Origin of the sequence: Kribbella sp. NPDC051718 (genome assembly GCF_040681515.1) — a bacterium.
Lineage (GTDB): Bacteria > Actinomycetota > Actinomycetes > Propionibacteriales > Kribbellaceae > Kribbella.
The window spans coordinates 244,408-266,213 of the sequence record NZ_JBFAYZ010000006.1; the positions used below are offsets into that span (position 1 = coordinate 244,408).

22 protein-coding genes and 1 riboswitch are annotated in these 21,806 nt (G+C 67.2%); of the genes, 11 read left to right on the forward strand and 11 right to left on the reverse strand.

Going from position 1 to position 21,806, the window contains the following annotated elements; translation table 11 throughout:
• Positions 1-67: 67 nt before the first annotated feature.
• Positions 68-772 carry an NUDIX domain-containing protein gene (locus AB0M15_RS23770; protein ID WP_363822982.1) on the forward strand — a complete coding sequence of 235 codons (705 nt, stop codon included), beginning with the start codon at positions 68-70 and terminating at the stop codon, positions 770-772.
• On the opposite strand, the gene AB0M15_RS23775 is transcribed toward AB0M15_RS23770, so the two are convergent.
• Positions 769-1,869, reverse strand: a complete 1,101-nt coding sequence (locus AB0M15_RS23775) for a serine hydrolase domain-containing protein (protein ID WP_363822985.1) — start codon at positions 1,867-1,869, stop codon at positions 769-771. The genes AB0M15_RS23770 and AB0M15_RS23775 overlap by 4 nt on opposite strands.
• Positions 1,870-1,994: 125 nt before the next feature.
• Positions 1,995-2,124, forward strand: a riboswitch (cobalamin riboswitch).
• A 185-nt stretch (positions 2,125-2,309) separates the two neighbouring features.
• On the opposite strand from AB0M15_RS23775, the gene AB0M15_RS23780 reads away from it, so the two are divergent.
• Together AB0M15_RS23780 and AB0M15_RS23785 are read left to right on the forward strand one after the other, a co-directional pair.
• Entirely contained in the window at positions 2,310-5,150 is a 2,841-nt protein-coding gene (locus tag AB0M15_RS23780; protein WP_363822987.1) for a ribonucleoside-diphosphate reductase subunit alpha, read from the forward strand.
• Positions 5,132-6,202, forward strand: coding sequence for a ribonucleotide-diphosphate reductase subunit beta (locus tag AB0M15_RS23785; RefSeq protein ID WP_363823830.1), 1,071 nt, complete (start codon positions 5,132-5,134; stop codon positions 6,200-6,202). Before AB0M15_RS23780 ends, AB0M15_RS23785 begins: the two co-directional genes overlap by 19 nt.
• A 90-nt stretch (positions 6,203-6,292) precedes the next feature.
• Here AB0M15_RS23785 and AB0M15_RS23790 read toward each other — a convergent pair whose 3' ends face one another.
• Together AB0M15_RS23790 and AB0M15_RS23795 are read right to left on the reverse strand one after the other, a co-directional pair.
• Positions 6,293-7,663 (reverse strand): MFS transporter, encoded by a 1,371-nt coding sequence (locus AB0M15_RS23790; protein WP_363822990.1) that lies wholly within the window; start codon positions 7,661-7,663, stop codon positions 6,293-6,295.
• Entirely contained in the window at positions 7,660-8,094 is a 435-nt protein-coding gene (locus tag AB0M15_RS23795) for a MarR family transcriptional regulator (RefSeq protein WP_363822993.1), read from the reverse strand. Before AB0M15_RS23795 ends, AB0M15_RS23790 begins: the two co-directional genes overlap by 4 nt.
• A 112-nt stretch (positions 8,095-8,206) precedes the next feature.
• Here AB0M15_RS23795 and AB0M15_RS23800 point away from each other — a divergent pair, with 112 nt between their 5' ends.
• A complete protein-coding gene (locus tag AB0M15_RS23800) occupies positions 8,207-9,295 on the forward strand; it encodes an epoxide hydrolase family protein (RefSeq protein WP_363822996.1) in 1,089 nt (362 codons plus the stop codon).
• Here AB0M15_RS23800 and AB0M15_RS23805 read toward each other — a convergent pair.
• The 3 genes from AB0M15_RS23805 to AB0M15_RS23815 all read right to left on the reverse strand — a co-directional run bounded on the left by AB0M15_RS23805 (position 9,282) and on the right by AB0M15_RS23815 (position 11,758).
• Positions 9,282-9,545 carry a hypothetical protein gene (locus AB0M15_RS23805; RefSeq protein WP_363822999.1) on the reverse strand — a complete coding sequence of 88 codons (264 nt, stop codon included), beginning with the start codon at positions 9,543-9,545 and terminating at the stop codon, positions 9,282-9,284. The two genes, AB0M15_RS23800 and AB0M15_RS23805, sit on opposite strands and share 14 nt — an antisense overlap.
• A complete protein-coding gene (gene cimA, locus AB0M15_RS23810) occupies positions 9,542-11,131 on the reverse strand; it encodes a citramalate synthase (RefSeq protein ID WP_363823002.1) in 1,590 nt (529 codons plus the stop codon). The genes AB0M15_RS23805 and cimA overlap by 4 nt, the downstream gene beginning before the upstream one ends.
• 228 nt (positions 11,132-11,359) lie before the next feature.
• The gene (locus AB0M15_RS23815) at positions 11,360-11,758 is read right to left on the reverse strand and encodes a hypothetical protein (RefSeq protein ID WP_363823005.1); all 399 of its coding nucleotides are present in this window, start codon (positions 11,756-11,758) and stop codon (positions 11,360-11,362) included.
• A gap of 51 nt (positions 11,759-11,809) precedes the next feature.
• Here AB0M15_RS23815 and AB0M15_RS23820 point away from each other — a divergent pair, with 51 nt between their 5' ends.
• Complete coding sequence (locus AB0M15_RS23820; RefSeq protein WP_363823007.1) at positions 11,810-12,238, forward strand: hypothetical protein; 429 nt, start codon at positions 11,810-11,812, stop codon at positions 12,236-12,238.
• Between the two features lie 28 nt (positions 12,239-12,266).
• On the opposite strand, the gene AB0M15_RS23825 is transcribed toward AB0M15_RS23820, so the two are convergent.
• From AB0M15_RS23825 to AB0M15_RS23835, 3 genes are read right to left on the reverse strand one after another with little or no spacing between them, the layout of a single operon-like run.
• Complete coding sequence (locus AB0M15_RS23825; protein ID WP_363823010.1) at positions 12,267-13,358, reverse strand: branched-chain amino acid aminotransferase; 1,092 nt, start codon at positions 13,356-13,358, stop codon at positions 12,267-12,269.
• A 46-nt stretch (positions 13,359-13,404) separates the two neighbouring features.
• Positions 13,405-14,454 (reverse strand): 3-isopropylmalate dehydrogenase, encoded by a 1,050-nt coding sequence (locus AB0M15_RS23830; RefSeq protein WP_363823014.1) that lies wholly within the window; start codon positions 14,452-14,454, stop codon positions 13,405-13,407.
• Positions 14,451-14,603 carry a hypothetical protein gene (locus AB0M15_RS23835; RefSeq protein WP_020392829.1) on the reverse strand — a complete coding sequence of 51 codons (153 nt, stop codon included), beginning with the start codon at positions 14,601-14,603 and terminating at the stop codon, positions 14,451-14,453. Before AB0M15_RS23835 ends, AB0M15_RS23830 begins: the two co-directional genes overlap by 4 nt.
• 258 nt (positions 14,604-14,861) lie before the next feature.
• On the opposite strand from AB0M15_RS23835, the gene AB0M15_RS23840 reads away from it, so the two are divergent.
• The 5 genes from AB0M15_RS23840 to AB0M15_RS23860 all read left to right on the forward strand — a co-directional run bounded on the left by AB0M15_RS23840 (position 14,862) and on the right by AB0M15_RS23860 (position 18,877).
• A complete protein-coding gene (locus AB0M15_RS23840) occupies positions 14,862-15,428 on the forward strand; it encodes a class I SAM-dependent methyltransferase (RefSeq protein ID WP_328326545.1) in 567 nt (188 codons plus the stop codon).
• 169 nt (positions 15,429-15,597) lie between these two features.
• Entirely contained in the window at positions 15,598-16,341 is a 744-nt protein-coding gene (locus AB0M15_RS23845) for a class I SAM-dependent methyltransferase (protein ID WP_363823026.1), read from the forward strand.
• Between the two features lie 78 nt (positions 16,342-16,419).
• Complete coding sequence (locus tag AB0M15_RS23850) at positions 16,420-16,932, forward strand: SigE family RNA polymerase sigma factor (protein WP_363823028.1); 513 nt, start codon at positions 16,420-16,422, stop codon at positions 16,930-16,932.
• On the forward strand, positions 16,929-18,053 hold the full coding sequence (locus tag AB0M15_RS23855) for a hypothetical protein (protein WP_363823031.1): 1,125 nt from the start codon (positions 16,929-16,931) through the stop codon (positions 18,051-18,053). The genes AB0M15_RS23850 and AB0M15_RS23855 overlap by 4 nt, the downstream gene beginning before the upstream one ends.
• A gap of 8 nt (positions 18,054-18,061) precedes the next feature.
• The gene (locus tag AB0M15_RS23860) at positions 18,062-18,877 is read left to right on the forward strand and encodes an aldo/keto reductase (protein ID WP_363823034.1); all 816 of its coding nucleotides are present in this window, start codon (positions 18,062-18,064) and stop codon (positions 18,875-18,877) included.
• On the opposite strand, the gene rarD is transcribed toward AB0M15_RS23860, so the two are convergent.
• Together rarD and AB0M15_RS23870 are read right to left on the reverse strand one after the other, a co-directional pair.
• Positions 18,765-19,730, reverse strand: a complete 966-nt coding sequence (gene rarD / locus AB0M15_RS23865) for an EamA family transporter RarD (protein WP_363823037.1) — start codon at positions 19,728-19,730, stop codon at positions 18,765-18,767. The two genes, AB0M15_RS23860 and rarD, sit on opposite strands and share 113 nt — an antisense overlap.
• Entirely contained in the window at positions 19,727-20,368 is a 642-nt protein-coding gene (locus AB0M15_RS23870; RefSeq protein ID WP_363823039.1) for a dihydrofolate reductase family protein, read from the reverse strand. The genes rarD and AB0M15_RS23870 overlap by 4 nt, the downstream gene beginning before the upstream one ends.
• A 99-nt stretch (positions 20,369-20,467) precedes the next feature.
• Between AB0M15_RS23870 and AB0M15_RS23875 the strand changes: the two genes are divergently transcribed.
• Entirely contained in the window at positions 20,468-21,331 is an 864-nt protein-coding gene (locus AB0M15_RS23875; protein WP_363823042.1) for a LysR family transcriptional regulator, read from the forward strand.
• Positions 21,332-21,806: the final 475 nt, after the last annotated feature.

Here is a 21,806-nt window from a genome sequence, read left to right on the forward strand (position 1 = left end):
GCATGCCCGCCCTCCATGAGGTTTTCGCTCCAGAGGCGATAACTAGCTGCACGCTACCATCGGCGTCGTGCCCGCAGCCAAGAAAGGTGATCCGGTTAACTTCCCCAGCTACCCGCACGAGGTGCTGTCAGTGGTCCTGTCGGTCCGGGACGGCAGGCTGTGCGTCCTGCTGTGGGAGCGCGCACGAGACCCGCATCGCGGCCGCTGGGCGCTGCCCGGCGGCGGGGTCGAGCCCACCCAGCGGCTCCGGGAAGCCATCAGCGTGCACCTGGCGACCAAGGTCGACGTCCGCGACGTCGCACACCTCGAACAGCTGGCCACCCACAGTGCGATCGATCGCGATCCGCGGGCCCGCGTCCTGGCGACGGCATACCTCGGCCTGGTTCCGTCCGACGTACAGCCGGTGCTTCCGTCCGACACGGTCTGGCATCCGGTCGACGACCTGCCACCGACCGCGTTCGACCATCACTACTTCATCGATGCCGCGGTCGGTCGGCTGCGCGCCAAGCTGTCCTACACGAACATCGGCTTCGCGCTGGCTCCCCTGGAGTTCACGATCGCCGAGCTGCGCGATCTGTTCAGCGCCGCACTGGGGTATGAGCTCGGCGCCACCAACCTGACCCGGGTCCTGACCCGACGCCACGTCATCGACCCGACCGAGCGCCGAGCCTCCCCCGGCCAGAGCGGCGGCCGGCCCGCGACCGTCTACAAATTCGCCGCCCGCGAACTGACCGTCACCGACCCCTTCGCAGTACTCCGACCACCCCGCTAACAGGCCCGGGTGGCGAGGTCCCAGACCTGGTCGAAAGCGTTGATTTCGGTGGGGTTGAAGCGGTTCTTGGTGACGGCTACCGAGATGCCGGTGGCGGTGTCGGCGTACGCGGCACTGCCACCGATGCCGACCATGCCGAAGACGGTCGGTGACACGGGGCGCATGCCGACCTGGCCGACTGTGTAGCCGAGGCCGTACTGCGCGGGTCCGCCGGTCATCTCGTCGAGGCCGGTGGTGGAGAGGGCTGTGATCTCGCGCAGTCGGGAGGGCGGCACCAGGCGTACGCCGTCGACCTCAGACATCAGAGCGGCATACATCCGGGCCAAGCCGCGAGCGGTGACGGTCCCCCAGGCAGGGATGTCCGCCATCGTCACCTCCACGTTGTTGGCGAGGGCCGCGTTGGGGAACAGCGATCGCGGGCCCGACTTGAAGAGCGGAAAGTCCGGAGGCAAGGAAGCGAACATAGCCGCCCCAGCCGGGTCGTCCTCGAAATGCGCCACCCGCCCCAACTCCGACGCCGGTACGCCGAAGTACAACTCCCCCGCGATCCCCAGCCGCGCACCGATCCCATCAGCCAGCACCGAGGAGATCGGCGCGCCGCAAACCCGTCGCACGACCTCGCCGACGATGAAGCCGAAGGTGACCGCGTGATACCCGACCCGCGACCCCGGCACCCACCACGGCTCCAGCCCGGCGATCACCGCACACATCTCGTCCCAATCGCAGAACCGCGCCAACGTCAGATCCGCGGGCACCGCCGGTACGCCGGCCGAATGCGTCAACACCTGTCGAACAGTCGCCGACTCCTTGCCATGAGCCCCGAACTCAGGCCACAGCGAAGCCACCACCGTGTCGTACGACAACACCCCCTCCTCCACCAGCACGTGCACAACGGTCGACGTCACCCCCTTCACCGCCGACGCCGCATAGAACAACGTGTCCGACGCGACCGGCCTCCGAGCCGAGGCCATCCCCGCCACCGCATCCACGATCAACTCACCCCGACGGTAGACAGCGGCCTGTACGCCGTTCTCCGCACCCGACGCGACCAGCCCGTCGATGACGGACTGGATCTGCTCCTGCAACAACTCACTCATACCGGCTCCTCGTTGGACGACTCTCAGTACCGGGTCGGAGCCGCTGAGCCAAACTTGACATTGCCCCGAGATGCGTTTTTCACACAAGATGTGCGACATGCGGCGAGTCGAGGCACTAGATGTGGGGTTCAGCGGGTTAAGGTCTCAGCACTGGTCGACAGGGGAATCCGGTGAGAATCCGGGGCTGCCCCGCAGCGGTAAGCGGATGAAGCAGTCCCGTGAGCCCGAATACCTGCGACCGGCGCGCGTGCCGCCGGCACGCGCTGTCCGAGACCTCGAGGGCGGGTCGCAGGGCGAGACAGCAGCAGACCGTCGGGTTGGCGCGCACCAGCAGTGGCAGTACCGCGCGGGCAGCCCACGGGTGGAGTCTGGGCTCCTCGACGATCTGCGCGCGCGTCCCGTCATGCGCTCAACCGGGTCTCGGTCACCAAGAGACTCGCGTGGAGAGAGCGCTTGTGACCATCGTTTCAGCAGGTCAGTCAGCCAAAGACCAGGCCGCACCCCCGAACCAGCTCACCGTCGTCCGCCGGGACGGCAACAGCACCGCCTTCGACCCGACCAAGATCTCGGTCGCGCTCAGCAAGGCGTTCCTCGCGGTCGAGGGCAGCGAGGCCGGCGCCAGCCACCGCGTCCGCGACCTGATCGCCGACCTCACCGCCAAAATCATCCAAGCGATCACCAGCAGGGGCGACGCGAGGCGCAGCGTCCAGGTCGAGGACATCCAGGACCAGGTCGAGCTGGCGCTGATGCGGGCCGGCGAGCACCAGGTCGCTCGCGCCTACGTCCTGTACCGCGAAGAGCGCACCAAGGCCCGTACCCCCGACACAGCGGCCGAGCTGAGTACCAAAACCCAGCCGGTGATCACCGTCCGAGCCGCCGACGGCAGCACCGCTCCGCTGGACGTCGACCGGCTCCGCGTCATCGTCGCCGAGGCTGCGACGGGCCTCGACTCGGTGGATGCCGAGCTGATCCTCAACGAGACGCTCGGCTCCTGTTACGACGGCATCGCGCAGCACGAGGTCGAGCTCGCGCTGGTGATGGCGGCGCGCGGGTACGTCGAGACGGAACCGCAGTACAGCTACGCGGCCGCCCGGCTGCTGCTCGACCAGATCCGTCGCGAGACGCTCGGCCGGGTGCACGGTGAGCCGCGGCAGGCGAGCCAGGCCGACATGGCCACGGCATACGTCGACTACTTCCCGCAGTACATCCAGACCGGTATCGACGCAGGCCTGCTCGACCCCGAGCTGGCCACGTTCGACCTGGCCAAGCTGGCCGCGGCGATCAAGCCCGAGCGTGACCTGGACTTCGCCTTCCTCGGCCTGCAGACCCTGTACGACCGCTATCTCCTGCACATCGACAAGATCCGGTTCGAGCTCCCGCAGGCGTTCTTCCTCCGGGTGGCGATGGGCATCTCGCTGAAGGAGGAGAACCGCGAGGACCGCGCGATCGAGTTCTACGAGTTGCTCAGCTCGATGCGGTTCATGTCGAGCACGCCGACCCTCTTCAACTCCGGTACTACGCGCCCGCAGCTCAGCTCCTGCTTCCTCACCACGGTCGACGACGACCTGTCCGGCATCTTCGCGGGCATCCGGAACAACGCGCTGCTGGCGAAGTACTCGGGTGGTCTGGGCAACGACTGGACCCCGGTCCGCGGGATCGGCGCCAAGATCCGCGGCACCAACGGCGAGTCGCAGGGCGTCGTACCGTTCCTCAAGATCGCCAACGACACGGCCGTCGCGGTGAACCAGGGCGGCAAGCGCAAGGGCGCGGTCTGCGCGTACCTCGAGACCTGGCACATGGACATCGAGGAGTTCCTCGACCTGCGCAAGAACACCGGTGACGAGCGTCGCCGCACGCACGACATGAACACGGCCAACTGGGTGCCCGACCTGTTCCTGCAGCGGGTCGAGGCCGGCGGCGACTGGACGCTGTTCTCGCCCGACGAGGCGCCGGACCTGCACGACCTGTACGGCGCCGCGTTCCGGACGGCGTACGAGAACTACGAGGCAGCCGCCGACCGTGGTGAGATCCGGGTGTTCCGCCGGGTCAAGGCCGTCGATCTCTGGCGCCGGATGCTGACCGTGCTGTTCGAGACCGGTCACCCGTGGATCACCTTCAAGGACGCGTGCAACCTGCGTTCGCCGCAGCAGCACGACGGCGTCGTGCACTCGTCGAACCTGTGCACCGAGATCACCCTGAACACCACCGTCGACGAGACCGCGGTCTGCAACCTGGGCTCGGTCAACCTGGTCGCGCACCTGACGGACACCGGTCTGGACGCCGAGCTTCTGAAGAGCACCGTCAAGACGGCCATCCGGATGCTCGACAACGTGATCGACGTGAACTTCTACACCACGCCCGAGTCGGAGCGCGCGAACCAGCGTCACCGCCCGGTCGGCCTCGGCTTGATGGGCTTCGCGGACGCGCTGTTCGCGCTGCGCATCCCGTACAGCTCCGACGCGGCCGTCGCGTTCGCCGACAGCTCGATGGAGCAGATCAGCTACCACGCGATCGAGGCGTCGAGCGATCTCGCCGCCGAGCGCGGCCGGTACCAGACGTACGAGGGCTCGCTGTGGAGCCAGGGCATCCTGCCGATCGACTCGCTCGAGCTGCTGCGCCGGGCGCGCAACGGCGACCTGACCGTCGATACGAGCAAGCAGCTCGACTGGGACGCGCTGCGCGGCAAGGTACTCCGCGACGGCATGCGCAACTCCAACGTCCTGGCGATCGCGCCGACCGCGACGATCTCCAACATCTGTGGGGTCAGCCAGTCGATCGAGCCGATCTACCGCAACCTGTTCGTGAAGTCGAACATGTCCGGCGAGTTCACCGTCGCCAACCCGTACCTGGTCGCCGACCTCAAGGCGCGCGGGCTGTGGGACCAGGTGATGGTCTCCGACCTCAAGTACCACGACGGCATCCTGTCCCAGATCGACCGCGTACCGGCCGACCTGCAGGAGTTGTACGCGACCGCGTTCGAGATGGAACCGCTATGGCTGGTCAAGGCGGCGTCGCGCCGGCAGAAGTGGCTCGACCAGGCTCAGTCGCTCAACCTCTACATGACGGCGCCGTCGGGCAAGGCGCTCGACGAGCTGTACCGGTCGGCCTGGCGCCACGGCCTCAAGACCACGTACTACCTACGCTCCCAGTCGGCCACGCACGTCGAGAAGTCCACGCTGCAAGGCACGGACGGCCGGCTCAACGCAGTACCAGTTGCACTACCAGAACCCACGGGCGCCGTCTGCTCAATCGAAGACCCTGACTGCGAGGCCTGCCAGTGACGACCACAGGACTGGGTGAGATCACCCTCGGAGCGGCGCGGATCGACGTCACCGACAAGGCGATGATCAACGCGCGGGCGGACGTGAACCAGCTGCTGCCGCTGAAGTACCAGTGGGCCTGGGACAAGTACCTTGCCGGATGCAACAACCACTGGATGCCGACCGAGGTCTCGATGCAGGCCGACATCGCGCTCTGGAAGTCTCGCGATGGGTTGACCGAGGACGAGCGGCTGATGCTGAAGCGCAACCTCGGCTTCTTCGCCACCGCGGAGTCGCTGGTCGCGAACAACATCGTGCTCGCGGTCTACCGGCAGCTGACCAACCCGGAGTGCCGGCAGTACCTGCTGCGCCAGGCGTTCGAGGAGGCCGTGCACACGCACACCTTCCAGTACATCTGCACGTCGCTCGGGCTGGACGAGGGCGAGCTGTTCAACATGTACCGCGAGGTGCCGTCGATCTCCGACAAGGACGCGTGGGCGCTCAAGTACACGCAGCACCTGGAGGACCCGGACTTCAAGACCGGTACGCCCGAATCGGACACGGACTTCCTGCGCGACCTGATCGCGTTCTACGTGGTCTTCGAGGGCATGTGGTTCTACACCGGGTTCGCGCAGATCCTGTCGCTCGGCCGGCGCAACAAGATGGTCGGCATCGCCGAGCAGTACCAGTACATCCTGCGCGACGAGTCGATCCACCTGAACTTCGGCATCGACTGCATCAACCAGATCAAGCAGGAGAACCCGCACCTGTGGACCCCGGAGTTCCAGGCCGAGGTCCGCCAGATGCTCACCGAAGCGTGCGAACTGGAGGTCGCCTACGGCCGAGCCACCATGCCCAACGGCATGCTCGGCCTGACGGCGGACCTGTGCGAGCAGTACATGCACTTCGTCACCGACCGGCGCGCCGAGCAGATCGGCATCGCCCCGATCTTCGGCGAGACCCGCAACCCGTTCGGCTGGATGTCCGAAATGATGGACCTCAAGAAGGAAAAGAACTTCTTCGAATCCCGAGTCATCGAATACCAGTCCGGCGGCGGCCTCAGCTGGGACTGAAGTAGTCACCTAGAACACCCACCGGCGACCTTGAACAGGTAATAACTTGTTCAAGGTCGCCGTTTGGTGTTCAAGGTCGCCGGATCTGGCTCAGCTGTGGGTTGGGCCAGCGGGTGATCGGCCGATTCGGCGGAGCGAGCGGTCCAGGGCGGTGAGGAGCAGTAGGAGGGAGCTGGTGAGCAGGAGGAAGAGGGACAGGTGGTGGAGGCCGGTGGTGGTGGCGCCGGTTTTGAAGAAGGTGGCGTTGGCGGCGGCTGCCATGAGGGCGCCTAGGTAGGTGCCTGTTCGGAGCAGGCCGGCGGAGGAGCCCATGCGGGCGGGATCTGCTTGGTGGTAGAGGGCGTTCTGATTGGCTAGGCCGTTGAGGCCTTGGGGGAAGCCTGCGGTGATGCCGAGTGCGATTAGCAGCCAGAGAGCGCTTCCTGCGTTGGCCAGTTGAAGGCCGGCGACGGCCAGCAGCAAGACGATGCTCCCGGCAACGAGTTTGCCTCGTACCTGAGCCCGCCGGCCCGTGATCGCGGTGATCACGATCGCGGCCCCTGACATCGGCAGTAGCACCAGCCCGGCCGCGGACGCACTCAGCGAGCGCGTCTCCTCCAGCCATTGGGCGAACCCGTAGAGGAACGAGTAGCTGACGACGAACGACAGCACCTGCCGCGCATACGTCGCGAGCAAAGGCGCGTTGCCACCGAGCACCCGCAGGTCGATGAACGGTTCCAGCGTCCGAAGCTCCCGCCGCGCAAAGGCCGCGCCGAACGCGATCGCGAGCACAGGCAGGTACAACCGAGACACGGCAGGCAGCATCAGGAAGACCATCAGCGACACCAGCATCGCCGCGAACAACACGATCCCGGCATAGTCCAACCGCTGCCCGGTCCGTACGCCGGTCGCGCGCCGAGGCAGCCAGAACCAGCCGAGCAGGACGCAAGCGATCGACAGCGGCACGTTGATCGTGAAGATCAGATGCCAGCCACCCAGCCCGATCAGCACGCCGCCGAGCGTCGGGCCGATCACCGCGATCACCTGGTTGGCGATCGACAGGGCGCTCAGCACGCCGGTCGGGCTCTCCTGGCCGGTGCGGTCGGCCTCGCTGCGGATCAGCGACATCGAGGCCGGGTACGCGGCCGAAGTACCGAAGCCGAGCAGAACCCGCGAAGCGATCAGGAAGCCGAGGCTCGGCGCCAGCGCACCCATCAGGCCGGCGACTCCGACCAGCGCGGTGCCGATCAGGTAGAGCCGGCGTGGTCCGTACGTGTCGACGAGCTTGCCCATCACCGGCTGGCCGACCGCCGTGGCGAGGTACAGGCCCGTGACCAGCCAGGCCGTCTGGGACGGCGGGATGCCGAACGCGGCGCCGATCGGGATCAGCGCCACCGCCAGCATCGACGAGTTGATCGGGTTGAGGATCGAGCCGAGCATCATCGGCGCGATCAGCTTGCGATCGAAACCCGCGGAACTCACGCCTGGGTCACTTCATCCAACAGTGCGAGGGCTTGGATGATGGTCTGCCGCTGCTCCTCGGTGCACTTCTCCTGCAAGGTCGCGGCCAGCCACTCCTGCCGAACCTGCCGATCACCTCGCAGGCGGTCGACCCCCGCCTTGGTCAGCGAGATCAACTGCTTGCGACCGTCGTCGGGATCAGGGGTCCGCTGGACGAAGCCCAGCTCCACCAGGACCGCGACCGTGGCGGCCATCGACTGCGGGCGGACGCGCTCGGCCGCGGCGAGATCGCTGGCGGACGCCACGCCGTGCTTGTCGAGCCGGCTCAGCACCGCCTCCTGCGACGGCGTCAGGTCATCGGACGCCGCCAAGGCCCTCAGCCGCCGCCGAAGGCGACCGAACGTCACCCGCACCTCGCTGGCCGCGAGCGCGGCGGACTCCGAGATCTCCATACCTCCACGATAAACCTTCAGTTCAAACTGTCCAGTCCAGACTGTCTATTTTATTGTTGGCGCGACCAATAAATCTGACGTATCGTTGGTCGCACCAACAAAGGAGTGGATGATGATCGAGCCGTTCACGATCGACGTACCGCAGGCCGACCTCGACGACCTGGCCGACCGCCTCGCCCGCACCCGCTGGCCCGACGAGCTACCGGACGTCGGCTGGGACTACGGAATCCCGCTCGCCAGAGTCAAAGAGCTGGCGGACTACTGGCTGACGACCTTCGACTGGCGCAAGCACGAGGCCCGGCTCAACGAGCTGCCGCACTACACCACCGAGATCGACGGCCAGCGGATCCATTTCGTTCACATCCGGTCGAAGCGCGAGGGTGCACTGCCTCTGATCCTCACGCACGGCTGGCCGGGCTCCTTCCTGGAGTTTCTGCAGGTGATCGAGCCGCTGTCCGCAGAGTTCCACCTGGTGATCCCGTCCATCCCAGGCTTCGGATTCTCCGGACCGACGCACGAGAAGGGCTGGGGTGTCCCTCGGGTCGCCGAAGCCTGGGCGGAGCTGATGAGCCGGCTCGGCTACGACCGGTACGGTGCCCACGGCGGCGACTTCGGGTCCGGGATCTCCCGCGCGCTGGCGGCCGTCGCGCCCGACAAGGTGGTCGGCGTGCACCTCACCTACCTGCCCGGTCCGCCGCCGCCCGGCGTGACGTTCGAGCTCGACGAGGAGGACACCCGGCGCCTGGGCCGGATCAAGGCGCTGATCGCCAACCGCCCGGCGTACCAGTCCCTGCAGGCGACCCGGCCGCAGACGATCTCGTATGCCCTGACCGACTCGCCCGTCGGCCAGCTCGCCTGGATCGCCGAGAAGTACACCGAATGGACCGACCCGGAGGCCCGAATCTCGAGCGACGAGATCCTGACCAACGTCTCGCTCTACTGGCTCACCGGTACGGCCGGCTCAGCCGCCAGACTCACCAAGGAAACCGCCGGCATCGCGCCACCGACCTGCAAGGCACCCATCGCCGTCGCGGTAATGCCCCACGACATCACGCTGGCCGTCCGAGCTCACGTCGAGTACTTGTTCGATGTCCGGCAATGGACCGAATTCGAGCACGGCGGCCATTTCTCCGCATTGGAAGTCCCTGAGGCATTAGCCGCCGATATCACGACCTTCTTCCAGAGCCTCAGCAGTAGCTGACCTCGAGGACGCCGATGATCTTGTCGAGCCGGGCGGCGACCCGGCCGGCGTCGAAGCCGTTGCCTTCGACAACGATACGGAGGGTGCTGGTCTCCAGGCAGAGCTTGAGTTCGCGGACGTCGTACGGGTTCAGCTGGACCGCGATCCGGGCGAGCAGGCCGCGGGTCTCCACCACCTGAGCGGTGAAGGTGGTGAGGATCCGTTCAGGTACTACGTATTCGACCGGTTCCAGGGTTGCCAGCGTGGTCATCGCACGACCTCCTTGTGGCGAAGCAGACCGTAGGTGACGCCGTCGACCAGCGCCTCCCACGAAGCCTCGATGATGTTGTGGCCGACCCCGACGGTGAGCCACGAACCCTCACCGTCGGCCGTCTCGATCAGAACTCTGATTACCGCGTCCGTGCCGTGACCCTGGTCGAGGATGCGGACCTTGTAGTCGACCAGGTCGAACTTGTTGACCACCGGATACGCGCGCTCGATCGCTGCCCGCAAAGCATGGTCGAGCGCGTTCACCGGGCCGTTGCCCTCGCCGGTGACGATCTCGCGATCGCCACCGGCGACGAGCTTGACCGTCGCCTCCGAGACCGCTTCGCCGTCGGCCCGCGACTCGGTGATCACCCGCCACGACTCGACGTCGAAGAAGCTCACCCGTTCGCCTGCGACCTCTTCGGTCAGCAGCAGCTCGAACGACGCGTCCGCGGCCTCGAACGTGTACCCGCGCGACTCCATCTCCTTCACCCGGTCCGTCACCCGGCTGACCAGATCGCGGTCGTTGCCGAGGTCGAAGCCGAGCTCGCGGCCCTTCAGCTCGACGCTCGCCCGGCCGGCCATCTCCGAGACGAGCATCCTCATGTCGTTGCCCACCAGGGCCGGATCCGTGTGCTGGTAGAGATCGGGATCCACCTTGATGGCACTGGCATGCAGTCCCGCCTTGTGGGCGAAAGCTGACACACCGACGTACGGCTGCCGGGTCGACGGCGGCACGTTCGTCACTTCGGCGATCGCGTGCGCGATCCGGTACGACTCGGCGAGCCGTCCGGGCGGGAGCAGTTCCATCCCGCGCTTGAGTTCGAGGTTGGCCACGACCGCGAGCAGATCGGCGTTGCCGGTCCGTTCGCCGTAGCCGTTGATCGTGCCCTGTACGTGGGTACAGCCGGCCTCGACCGCGGCGATCGAGTTGGCGACCGCGCAGCCACCGTCGTTGTGGGCGTGGATGCCGAGGCGGGCACCGGTGTTGTCGAGTACGTCGTGGACGATGTCCTGCAGCTCGCGCGGAAGCGTTCCACCGTTGGTGTCGCAGAGCGCGACCACGTCGGCGCCGGCCTCGGCCGATACCCGGACCACCTCCAGCGCGTAGGCACGGTTGGCGCGGTAGCCGTCGAAGAAGTGCTCGGTGTCCAGGAAGACCCGCTGGCCGTGCTCACGCAGGTGCCGGACGGTGTCGGCGATCATCCGCAGGTTCTCGTCGAGGGTGGTGCGCAAGGCCCGCTCGACGTGCGCATCGTGGCTCTTGGCAACCAACGTGACGACGGCCGCGCCGGACTCACGCAGCGCGGCGACCTGCTGGTCGTCGGCTGCCGGCGTACCGGGCTTGCAGGTCGCGCCGAACGCGGCGAAGGTCGCGTGCCGCAGGTGCAGCTCGGTCCTGGCCCGCTGGAAGAACTCGGTGTCCTTGGGCACCGCGCCCGGCCAGCCACCCTCGATGAAGCCAACCCCCAGGTCGTCCAGGTGCTGGGCGATGGCGATCTTGTCGGCCACTGACAACGCCAGACCCTCCTGCTGCGCGCCGTCGCGCAGGGTGGTGTCGTAGACGTGGAACTCGTCGGTTGTGCTCACGGAATCGCCTTCCGATGGGGGCTTCAGACAAACAAAAAACCTCCCGCAAGGTGCGAGAGGTCTGCGCGCTCAGGTACTGCTGGCTGAGCGCGCCTAGTTAATAATGATCGCGTAGGTCTTCATGACATTTGGCAGTCTGCCATAGGAATTCCACGGCGCGGCCGATTGTCTCGAAACGCGAACATCCAGTACGTCAGCCTGTACTACGTCGTCCACCGGAGTACTGAATTACGCGGTGAGCGACCATCCCGGGTCGTCCCAGGCCGCATAGAAGTCCTCCCGGCTGAGCGGCCGCAGACCCCATTCGCCGCGATTCAGCCCCTCTTCGGTGAGGGCGCCGTCCTCGTCCTCGAGTCGCTGCCACCAGTACCGCAGTACGGTGCCGTCCTCGCCGACCTGCAACTGCCGGACGATCACCCACTCGCGCTCGTGCCAGACCGCCTCGAACAGCCAGTCCGTCCCGTACTCGTCCGCGCGCGCCCCGAAGGTCCGGGCCCCGGTCCCCCGGTCGAGGTCGCGGATCAGCTCCACCGAGGCCCGATAGGCCCGCACGGTGTCCGGCTGCCAGCCGCGTTGATCGGCCAGCTCCGCGTAGTACGCCTCAACCTCGTCCGGTAAGCCGCTCATAGGTTCGACCCTATCCACCGGTCCCTCGGTCCGGCTGAGAGGATCCTATGAATGAAGCCAACTAAGTTCCGGCCCGTGGCCGTCGTCTGCGGCATCGCCGCACTCCTGGTGCTGGCGCCGGCCTGGTTCACCTTCGACGGATCACCGGGGCACGAGGCCTACAAGGCCAGTGGCTTCGGCCTGACCGGCGTGATTCCCGGTCAGGACCATTCGCCGACCGGAGGCGTCGGCGTGCTGATGGTGCTGGTCTGCGTGGTGGCCGCGATCGCGATGCTGGTGATCCCACCCGATGACAAGGCCGCCATGGTGCTGGCTGTCGGCGGCCTGATCGCCACCGGTGTGATCCTCGCCGATCGCGGTCCGCGGATGACCGGAGTCTCAGCCACGTGGGCGCCCTACGCGGAAGCGGCGATCTGGCTGGTCGCGGTCGTCGTCTGCCGCCGGGCGCAGCCACCCAGCACAAGGCTCCGGCGACGCTGAGGTCACCGGAGCCTTTCTGCGCTGGGGGTCAGCAGACCTTGGTCATCCAGCCGTGCGTGTCGGTGGTGCGACCGTACTGCAGGTCGAGCAGTGCCGAGCGGACGGCTGCGGTGACCTTGCCACCCTCGCCGTCTGCCACCTGGACCTCGCCGCCGTTCCACTTCAGGGAGGCGACCGGGGTGATCACCGCGGCGGTCCCGCAGGCGAACACCTCCTGGATCCGGCCGGACGCCGCCCCGTCGCGCCACTCGTCGATCGAGATCTTGCGCTCGGTGACGGTGTAGCCGAGATCGGTGACCAGCTTCAGGATCGAGTCCCTGGTGATGCCCTCGAGGATGGTGCCGGACAGTTCCGGCGTGACGACGGTGCTGTCGTCGAGGACGAAGTACAGGTTCATCCCGCCGAGCTCTTCGATCCACTTCTTCTCGACCGCGTCGAGGAAGGCGACCTGGTCGCAACCCTGCTCGATGGCCTCGGCCTGGGCGAGCAGCGACGAGGCGTAGTTGCCACCCGTCTTCGCCGCGCCGGTGCCACCGGGAGCAGCCCGCGTGTACTCCTCGCTGAGCCAGATCCGGACCGGTTTGACGCCCTTGGCGAAGTACGAGCCGGCCGGTGAGGCGATCGCGCAGTACGTGACCTGGGCCGACGGCCGGACGCCGAGGAATGGGTCCGAGCCGAACATGAACGGCCGCAGGTACAGAGAGGTCTCGCCACCGGTCGGAACCCAGGCCTTGTCCAGCTCGATCAGCTGACGCAGCGAGTCCAGGAACGCCTCCTCCGGCAGCTCCGGCAGCGCGAGCCGCTGGGCGGAGCGGTTGAACCGCGCCGCGTTCGCCTCGGGCCGGAACATGTGGATCGAGTCGTCGGGGTGCCGGTAGGCTTTCATCCCCTCGAAGATGGTCTGGGCGTAGTGGAACACCGAGGTCGCCGGAGAGAGTTCCAGCGGTCCGAAGGCGGTGATCCTCGCGTCGTGCCAGCCGTTGTCCCGGGTCCAGGTGGCGATCGCCATGTGGTCGGTGAAGTACTGCCCGAATCCTGGGTTCGCCAGGATCTGGGCGCGCTGGTCGTCGCTGGCCGGTTGGGTGTTTGGCTCAACGGTGAACTGCAAATCCGCGCTCATAAGCGCACCGTACCTGTTGAGGAAGTGGTCATGCGAGCCTCAGCTTTCAGCCCGCAGCGCGCTTGGCGATGGCGTCACCGATCTCGGAGGTCGTCCGGGGGGCGCCCGTACGCTCCTCGATGTCGGCTGTCACGGCCGCCTCGATCGCCGCCGCCGCCTCGGTCAGGCCGAGGTGGTCACAGAGCAGGGCCGTGGACAGGATCGCTGCCGTCGGGTCGGCCTTCTGCTGGCCGGCGATGTCCGGAGCGGAGCCGTGCACCGGCTCGAACATGCTCGGCGCGGTCTTGTCCGGGTTGATGTTGCCGCTCGCGGCCAGCCCGATGCCACCGCTGATCGCGGCGGCCAGGTCGGTGATGATGTCGCCGAACAGGTTGTCGGTGACGATCACGTCGAAGCGGGCCGGGTCGGTGACCAGGAAGATGGTCGCCGCGTCCACGTGCAGGTAGTCGACGGAGATGTCCGGGAACTCGGTGGCGACGGCGTCGACGGTCCGCTTCCACAGGTGACCGGCGTAGACGAGCACGTTGTTCTTGTGCACGAGGGTGAGCTTCTTGCGCGGCCGCGCCTGCGCCCGGGCGAAGGCGTCGCGGACGACCCGCTCCACGCCGTACGCCGTGTTGACCGACACCTCGGTCGCGATCTCGGCCGGCGTGCCGACGCGGAGCGCGCCGCCGTTGCCGGTGTACGGCCCTTCGGTGCCCTCGCGGACGACGACGAAGTCGACCTCGCCCGGGTTCGCCAGCGGCGAGCCGACCGACGGGTACACCTTCGACGGGCGCAGGTTGACGTAGTGGTCCAGCGCGAAGCGGAGCTTGAGGAGCAGGCCACGCTCGAGCACACCGGACGGCACGGTCGGGTCGCCGACGGCGCCGAGCAGGATCGCGTCGTGGCCGCGGATCTCCTCGAGCTCGGCGTCCGGCAGCGTCTCGCCGGTCTCGTGCCAGCGCTTCGCGCCGAGGTCGTACTCCGTGCGCTCGAACGTGACGCCGTAGTTCGCGCTGACCGCGTCGAGGACCTTGAGCGCCTCGGCGGTGACCTCGGGACCGATCCCGTCGCCACCTACGACAGCCAGCTTGAACGACTTTTGCGTGCTCACTTCTTGGGTTCTCCCCCGTTGTCGCGGCGGTTCATGGCCTCTTGGACTGGTTGGGTCTCGGCCTGGCGTGGGGCGGGACGGCGACGGCGGGCGGCCTTGCGCTCGCGTCCGTCGACGACCTTCCAGTTGGCCGGATACATGTCGTACATGCTGCTCTCCCGTTTGGTCTGGTGCTGTCACAAACGGCCGACGACTGGCACTACCGGGCGGGAGGTACGCCGAAACCCGCGCCGGGGAGGTCGGCCTTAGCGGACCCCGGCGCGGCAGCGAATAAGGCGTACCACGAACTGCATGATGGGTCCGAAGATACTCTGGCGTCCGACTATTTCGCCACAATGCGGGCATCCTGTCTCGACATCTGAGATACCAGTGACACAACTGGACCAATGCTGTGCAACTCTCAACCGGTGAGTGCTCCCCCAGAACTGCCGCCGCTGGTTTCAGCGGCCCTCAGCCTGTCCGGACGCCGTGGATTCGTCAGCGCGACGCGCAACGAGACCGGCCGATTGCTCGCCACTCTGGCGGCCTCCCGGACCGGAACCCTCGGCGAGGTCGGCACCGGCTGCGGCGTCGGCTCGGCCTGGCTGCGGCACGGCGCGACCGACGACACCAAGATCGTCACCGCCGAGAGCGACCCGCAGCTGGCCCAGGTGGTCAAGGAGCTCTTCGCCGACGACGGCCGGATCGAGGTCCTCTCGGCCGACTGGACCGCGCTGATCGAGCGCGGCCCGTTCTCCCTGCTCTTCGTCGACGCCCGCGAGGCCAAGCTGTCGGCCCGCGACGTGATCGCCGAGGCAGTCGAGCCCGGCGGCTTCGTAGTACTGGACGACTTCACCCCGTCCGCCGTCTGGCCCCCCATGTACGAAGGCCGCGTCGACACGCTGCGCCAGGAATGGCTCCAGGACAAACGCTTCACCACGGTAGAAATCATGGTCGCCACCGACGCCGCAGTCCTCCTCGCCACCAAACGCTAGCCACTACCCCACCCACGCCGGCTCCTCCGTCTCCACTCCGCTGCCTTGCCAAGGGGGTGAGGCGCGCACAATGCGGGCCGGCCAGCGTCTGGCGTGTGGGACGGGTAGCTGTGGCGGTTTAGGTCGACATCCGCTGTGGATATCGACCTAACCCGGCCAGGATGGGTCCATGGCGACCGACGGCATGCCCAGGCATTGGTACGAAGACTACGAGCGGGGGCGGCCCGGCTACCCGGCTCAGGTTCTCGATGTCGCCGAGCTCTCGTCGTCGGCGACGGCGCTCGAACTTGCTGCCGGGACGGGCAAGCTCACCCGGCAGCTGGTCTCGAGGTTCGCGCATGTGGTGGCCGTCGAGCCGGACCCTGGCATGCGTCGTGCGCTTGTTGCGGGTTGTCCAGGTGTTGAGGCGATCGACGGTACTGCGGAGCGGATCCCGCTCGTGGATGACTCGGTCGACGCGGTCTTCGTGGCTCAGGCCTTCCACTGGTTCGACAACGAGGCCGCGTTGGTGGAGATCGCCCGCGTCCTGCGACCGGGCGGGGCCCTGGTGGTGATGTGGAACGTGGCGAACGGACCGGCCGTCCCGTCCATCACGGCTGTCGAGGAGCTTCTCGCACCAATCTGGCCTCGAGACTTCGGGTTCCCGCTCGACATGATGAGTGGTGATTGGGCACCCACCGCATGGAACCTGCCCTTCGCCGAAAGGACCTTCGACCAGATCCGCGAGGTGCGGCTGGCGAATCCTCAGACCCTCGACGCGCAAGGGCTGATCGCTTACTTCGGCTCCATGGGCTGGGTCGCAAACCTGCCAGACGAGGAGCGGCAGCCACTCGTTGATGCCATGAGGTCTCACCTCACCGCCGCCGAGTATGTGCTGCCTTGGCAGACGCGTGTGCAATGGACATCGAGGTGACCCCGCCAACGGTTCGGCGGTCGCGAAGCGTCTAGGGGGCAGCTGGTGCGGAGGGCACCGGGTGTGGAGAGGACACAGATGGCCAATGAGCGTGAATTCGAGGAATTCGCGATCAGCAGTCAGCGGGCGCTGTTCCGCTATGCCTATCTGCTGGTCGGCGACCGGGGGCTGGCCGAGGACCTGCTGCAGGAGTCCCTCACCAAGACCTACGTCCGCTGGAACAAGCTGCTCGACTCGGCCAACGCCGAAGCCTACACGCGCAGGACGATGACCAACACGGCGATCAGCTGGTTCCGGCGCAAGTCGTGGGGTGAACGGCCGGATGGCAGTATGCCGGCCGGGCTCGAGGCCAGGTCCGAGGACGTGACCGGCCGGGTCTGGTTGTGGGCGGAGGTCGGGACGCTTCCGCCGCAACAGCGCGCAGTACTGGTGCTTCGGTACTACGAGGACCTCACGCAGGCCGAGACTGCAAGCATCCTCGGCTGCAGCGAAGGCACGGTGAAGAGCCAGACCTCCCGTGCCCTGAAGAAACTGCGCGCGGGACTCGGTCCTGAGGCGCTCCTGATCATGGAGAAGGTGGTGACCGCATGACCGGGTTGCTCAAGGACACGTTCACCGAGGAAGCCGAGGCGATCGGTGACCCGCACCTCGATCTGGACGCGATCGTCCGCACCGGCAAGCGCCGGCTCAAGCGGCGCAAGCTGGCGAAGGTGTTCACCTCCGTGGCCGCCAGCGCCGTGGTCGTGGCCGGCGGGCTGACCGCGGCCGTGCACTTCGGCAGCGACCGTGGGGTCGAGGTTTCGAACAGCGGGCCTTTTGCCGAACGACGGCCGACCTGGGCCGACGGCAAGGAGATCCACTTCGGTGCCGAGGTGATTCGGGTGCCGGCCGCCATCGCCTCGTTCGTGCAGACCAACGAGGCCTTCGTCTTCACCACCAAGGACGGCGGCGTCTATCGTGTCGGCGCCGACGGGGCCACCCAGATCGGGAAAGGCAGCAAGAACCACCGGCTAGCGGCGGATGCCGACCACTCGGTGGTCGGCTGGGTCGACGCGACTCGGCTTGTGCCCGAGTTCGTCGTGTACAACCTGGTCGCTGACCAGGAGGTGGTACGGACGGGGGCCGGCAACAGGTACGACAACCCGCAGGCCAACCCCTCTTTGCGGGTCGCCGCGATCGACGACGGGATCGCGTACTTCGGCGCCATGGACGGGCTGCGCCGGTGGAACCTCGCCACAGGTGTCGGCGAACTGATCAAGCCCAAGGTGAAGCCGACCTTCCTGGTCGCCGCCGAAGCCGGGCAATTCGTCTGGGAGAACCCGGTGGACGACGATGTCGACATGGCACTCGGCAGCGACGTCAACGCGGCTGCTCCGGCCCATTTCAGCGGCTGGCGCGGAACCCTCTCACCGGGGGCCCGCTACTTGCTCACCGACAAGGCCGACACCGTCGGCGTGGTCGACGTCCGGAGCGGCAAGAACGCGGTACTCACCATCCCCGGCTACCTCCTGATCGCGCCGACCCAGTGGAAAGATGAACACACCTTCTACGCTGTTGGCTTCCGCTCCGAGGAGACGGCCCGGCTGGATCTGCTCACCTGCGCGATCAAGTCGGCCACCAAGACGACCTGCCAGGTATCACTCAGCGAGTTCGCCCCACCGCTGACCAACAAATCCACCACTCAGTTCCCCATCGGGTTCCCGATGAACTAGGAGAAGACATGCAACCGCTGCTGAAGCTTTCGACCGGCGCCGAGATCCCCGCCCTCGGGCTGGGAGTCTGGCAGGTGCCGGACGGCCCGGTCACCGAAGGCGCGGTGGCCGCGGCCCTCGAGACCGGCTACCGGCTGATCGACACGGCTCAGGCCTACGGCAACGAGTCGAGCGTCGGCCGGGCGATCCGCAGCAGCGGCGTACCGCGGGAGGAGATCTTCCTGACCACAAAGTTCCTCCCCAGCCGCCGCGACCCCCTGGCCGAGATGGAAAAGAGCCTCGAACGCCTCGACACCGACTACGTCGACCTCTACCTCGTCCACTGGCCCCAGGGCGGCCCCACGGTCGCCTGGCCCGGCATGGAAGCAGCCCAAGCCGCCGGCCTGGCCCGGGCGATCGGCGTCTCCAACTTCAGCGCCACCGAACTGGCCGAGGTCTCCAAGTCCGCCGAGATCACCCCTGCGGCCAACCAATTCCAGTACAGCCCGTTCCTCGACCGCCGCGCCCTGGTCGAGGCCTGCGTAGCCGCCGGGGTAGTCCCCCAGGGCTACAGCCCCCTAGGTACCGGCGAACACCTGGACGACCCGGTCGTAGCCAAAATCGCCTCCACCACCGGCCGCACCCCCGCCCAGGTCCTCATCCGCTGGTCCCTCCAACGAGGCGTCTCAGTAATCCCCAAGTCCGCCACCCCCTCCCGAATCCAGGAAAACTTCATCGCCCTCGACTTCGAACTGGACGAGGACTCAATGACAGCACTGGACGCCCTGGATACCTCCAACCACACCCCCGACGCCAAGGCCCCCGGCCAGAAGTGGTGGTCCTGACCGGGCCGGCATTGCCGACGATGAAGATCGACAAGGCAGTCCAGATCAGGAGGAATCCGGCCAAGCGTTCGGCGGGCATCGGTTCGCCGAACGCGAAGACGGCAAGCAGGAACTGCACGGTCGGCGTGAGGTACTGCAGCAGCCCCAGGTAGGTCAGCGGGATCCGGCGGACGGCCCCGGCGAAGAACAGCAGCGGAATCGCCGTGGCCGGGCCGGCGGCCGCCAGGAGCAGCGACGTCGACCAGCCCTGCCCGAACTCTGCACGTCCGGCGTACCCGAGCCAGACCAGATACCCCACCATGAAGGGCAGCACGACCGTCGCCTCGACCGCGAAGCCCTCGACCGCGGGCGTCGCCGCCTTCTTCTTCAATACGCCGTACGCGGCGAAGCTGAGCGCCAGCCCGGCCGCCACCCAGGGCACGCGGCCGTAGTCGATCGCCAGCCACCCGACCCCGGCAGCCGCCAGGCCGAGCGCGAGCCATTGCCCTCGCCGGAGCCGTTCGCGAAACAGAACCACTCCGAACAGGACGGTGATCAGCGGGCTGATGAAGTAGCCGAGCGAGGTCTCCACCACCCGCCCGTGATTCACGCCCCAGATGTAGAGGTACCAGTTGAACGAGATCACCAACGCCGCAGCAGCCAGATACCGCAGCGCGGCAGGGCGCTGCCTCACCGCATGCCACCAACCGGGCCGCGGGCGCAACCACAGCAGCAACGCGATGAACGCGAGGGTCCAGACGAACCGGTGAGCCAGCACTTCGATCGCACCGGCGCCGTCGAGGAGCCGCCAGTAGAGCGGCAGCAGTCCCCAGATCCCGTACGTCGAGGCGCCGTACAGGAGGCCGCGCTTCATTTCAGGACGCGGTACTTGAGGTGGGTGACGCCGGGCGCCTCGACGGACCGGATCTGTTCCAGCCGGACACCTCCCGGGGTGCCGAAGATGCGAGCACCGTCGCCCAGCAGGATCGGCACGACGTGCAGCTCGAGCTCGTCCAGCAGTCCGGCCGCCAGGTACTGCCCGATGATGTCGCCGCCACCCCAGAGCATCACGTCCTTCCCGCCGGCGGCCTCCTTCGCCTGATCGAGAGCCGACTCGATCCCGTCGGTGACGAAGTGGTACGTCGTACCCCCGGCCATCTCGACCGGCTCACGCGGGTAATGGGTCACCACGAACACGGGGTAGTGGTACGGCGGGTTGTCGCCCCACCAACCCAACCAGTCCTCGTTCACCCACGGGCCACCACCGATCGGGCCGAACATGTTCCGGCCCATCACCGCCGCGCCGAGATTCTCCCGGGCCTCCTCGACGACCCGGTCGCTCGCGTTCACCTCGCCGCCTTCCTTGGCGTGGCCCTCGCGCCAGCTGGCCAGCGGCACCACCCAGTCGTGGAGCCGCTCCCCGCCTTCGCCGAGCGGGTTCTCCACGCTCTGGTTCGGCCCCGCGACGAAACCGTCCAGCGAGATCGAGATATGACACCTGAGCTTGCTCATCGCTTCTCCTCGGTAGGTGGTCCCGAGTCCGAGCATGGAGCAGCGGAGAGATGCCGTCTAATGCCAATATCTTGAGGAATACATTGATAATCTCTATCAATGCTCAACCCTGTCCATCTCAAGATTCTGGCCTCGGTAGCGCGCCACGGCTCGGTGACCGAAGCGGCCAAAGAGCTGCACTACTCGCAGCCGACGGTGAGCCACCACCTGGCCCGCCTGGAAGCGTCCACCGGCGTCAAGCTCCTGCAGCGGGTCGGTCGAGGGATCCGGCTGACGCCGGAAGGACGGCTGCTGGCCAACCGGGCCGCCGAGATCATCGGACGGATGGACGCGGCGGCAAACGAGCTAGCGGCTCAGGTCGGGCTACAGGCCGGCCAGGTCCGGCTGGCGGGCAACGCGTCAGTCGTGAGCACGGTCGCGCCCAGAGCAGCCGGCATCCTGACCCGGACGTACCCGGGACTCGAGCTGAGCCTGATCGAGCGCCATCCCGTCGAAGCGTTGCAGATGCTGCGCCACGGCGAGATCGACGTCGCCCTCATCTTCCGGTACGCCGACGCGCCGGCCGAGGACGAAGGGTTCCGTCTGGTCCACATCGGCGACGACCCGGTCTATCTGATCAGCCAGCACCCGGACGACAGCCTCGAGAACCATCGCGACTCCGCCTGGATCGGCGGCTGCGAGCGATGCCAGGAGGAGCTCGTCACCGTCTGCCGGCGAGCAGGCTTCACCCCGCGGATCGGGTCACTCAGCGACGACATGACCGTCGTCCAAGCCTTCGTCGCCGCAGGCATCGGCGTCACCACCCTGCCCGGCCTCGCCCTCCAGGCGCACCGCCACCCGGACATTCACGCCACCAAGATCCCCGGCCACACCCGCCAACTCCACGCCGCCACCTACGGCGATCCCCCGGACCCTCCAGCCGTCACAGCCATACTGGAAGCCCTGAAAGCCGCGGCCGGATAGCCGGCCGAAGGGGTTCCCCCAACCAGGAAACCTCGCCGCCCACGCCGGCTCCTACGTCGCCTGCTCCCGACCCCCCCAGCTCTGGGGCTCCTCCGTCGCCCCTCCCGCTGCCTTTGAGAGATACCACCCGGGCAAGTCGCCGAAGCTTGGAGCAGCCCTGCGTGATCGTCGGCGCCAGCGGGACGGCCGGGCCTAGCTCTACTCCAGGGCTGGTGTCCCGGTCGACAGGACGTAGTGCGTACGGCAAGGGCTCGCCCCGCTTGAACAGCAACCCAAATCCGCCAAAACAACGACTACCTCCTGTCGACCGGGACACCACGACGGAGGAGCCCGGAGCTGGGGGGTGGGCAGCAGGCGACGTAGGAGCCGGCGTGGGCGGAGTACCACCCGTCGAAGGAGCACCTACATCGCAGTACCCAGTAAAAGCAGGTGGGCCCGAGCGCGCTCCCGGTGGGAGGGCTCGGGCCCTGGCCGG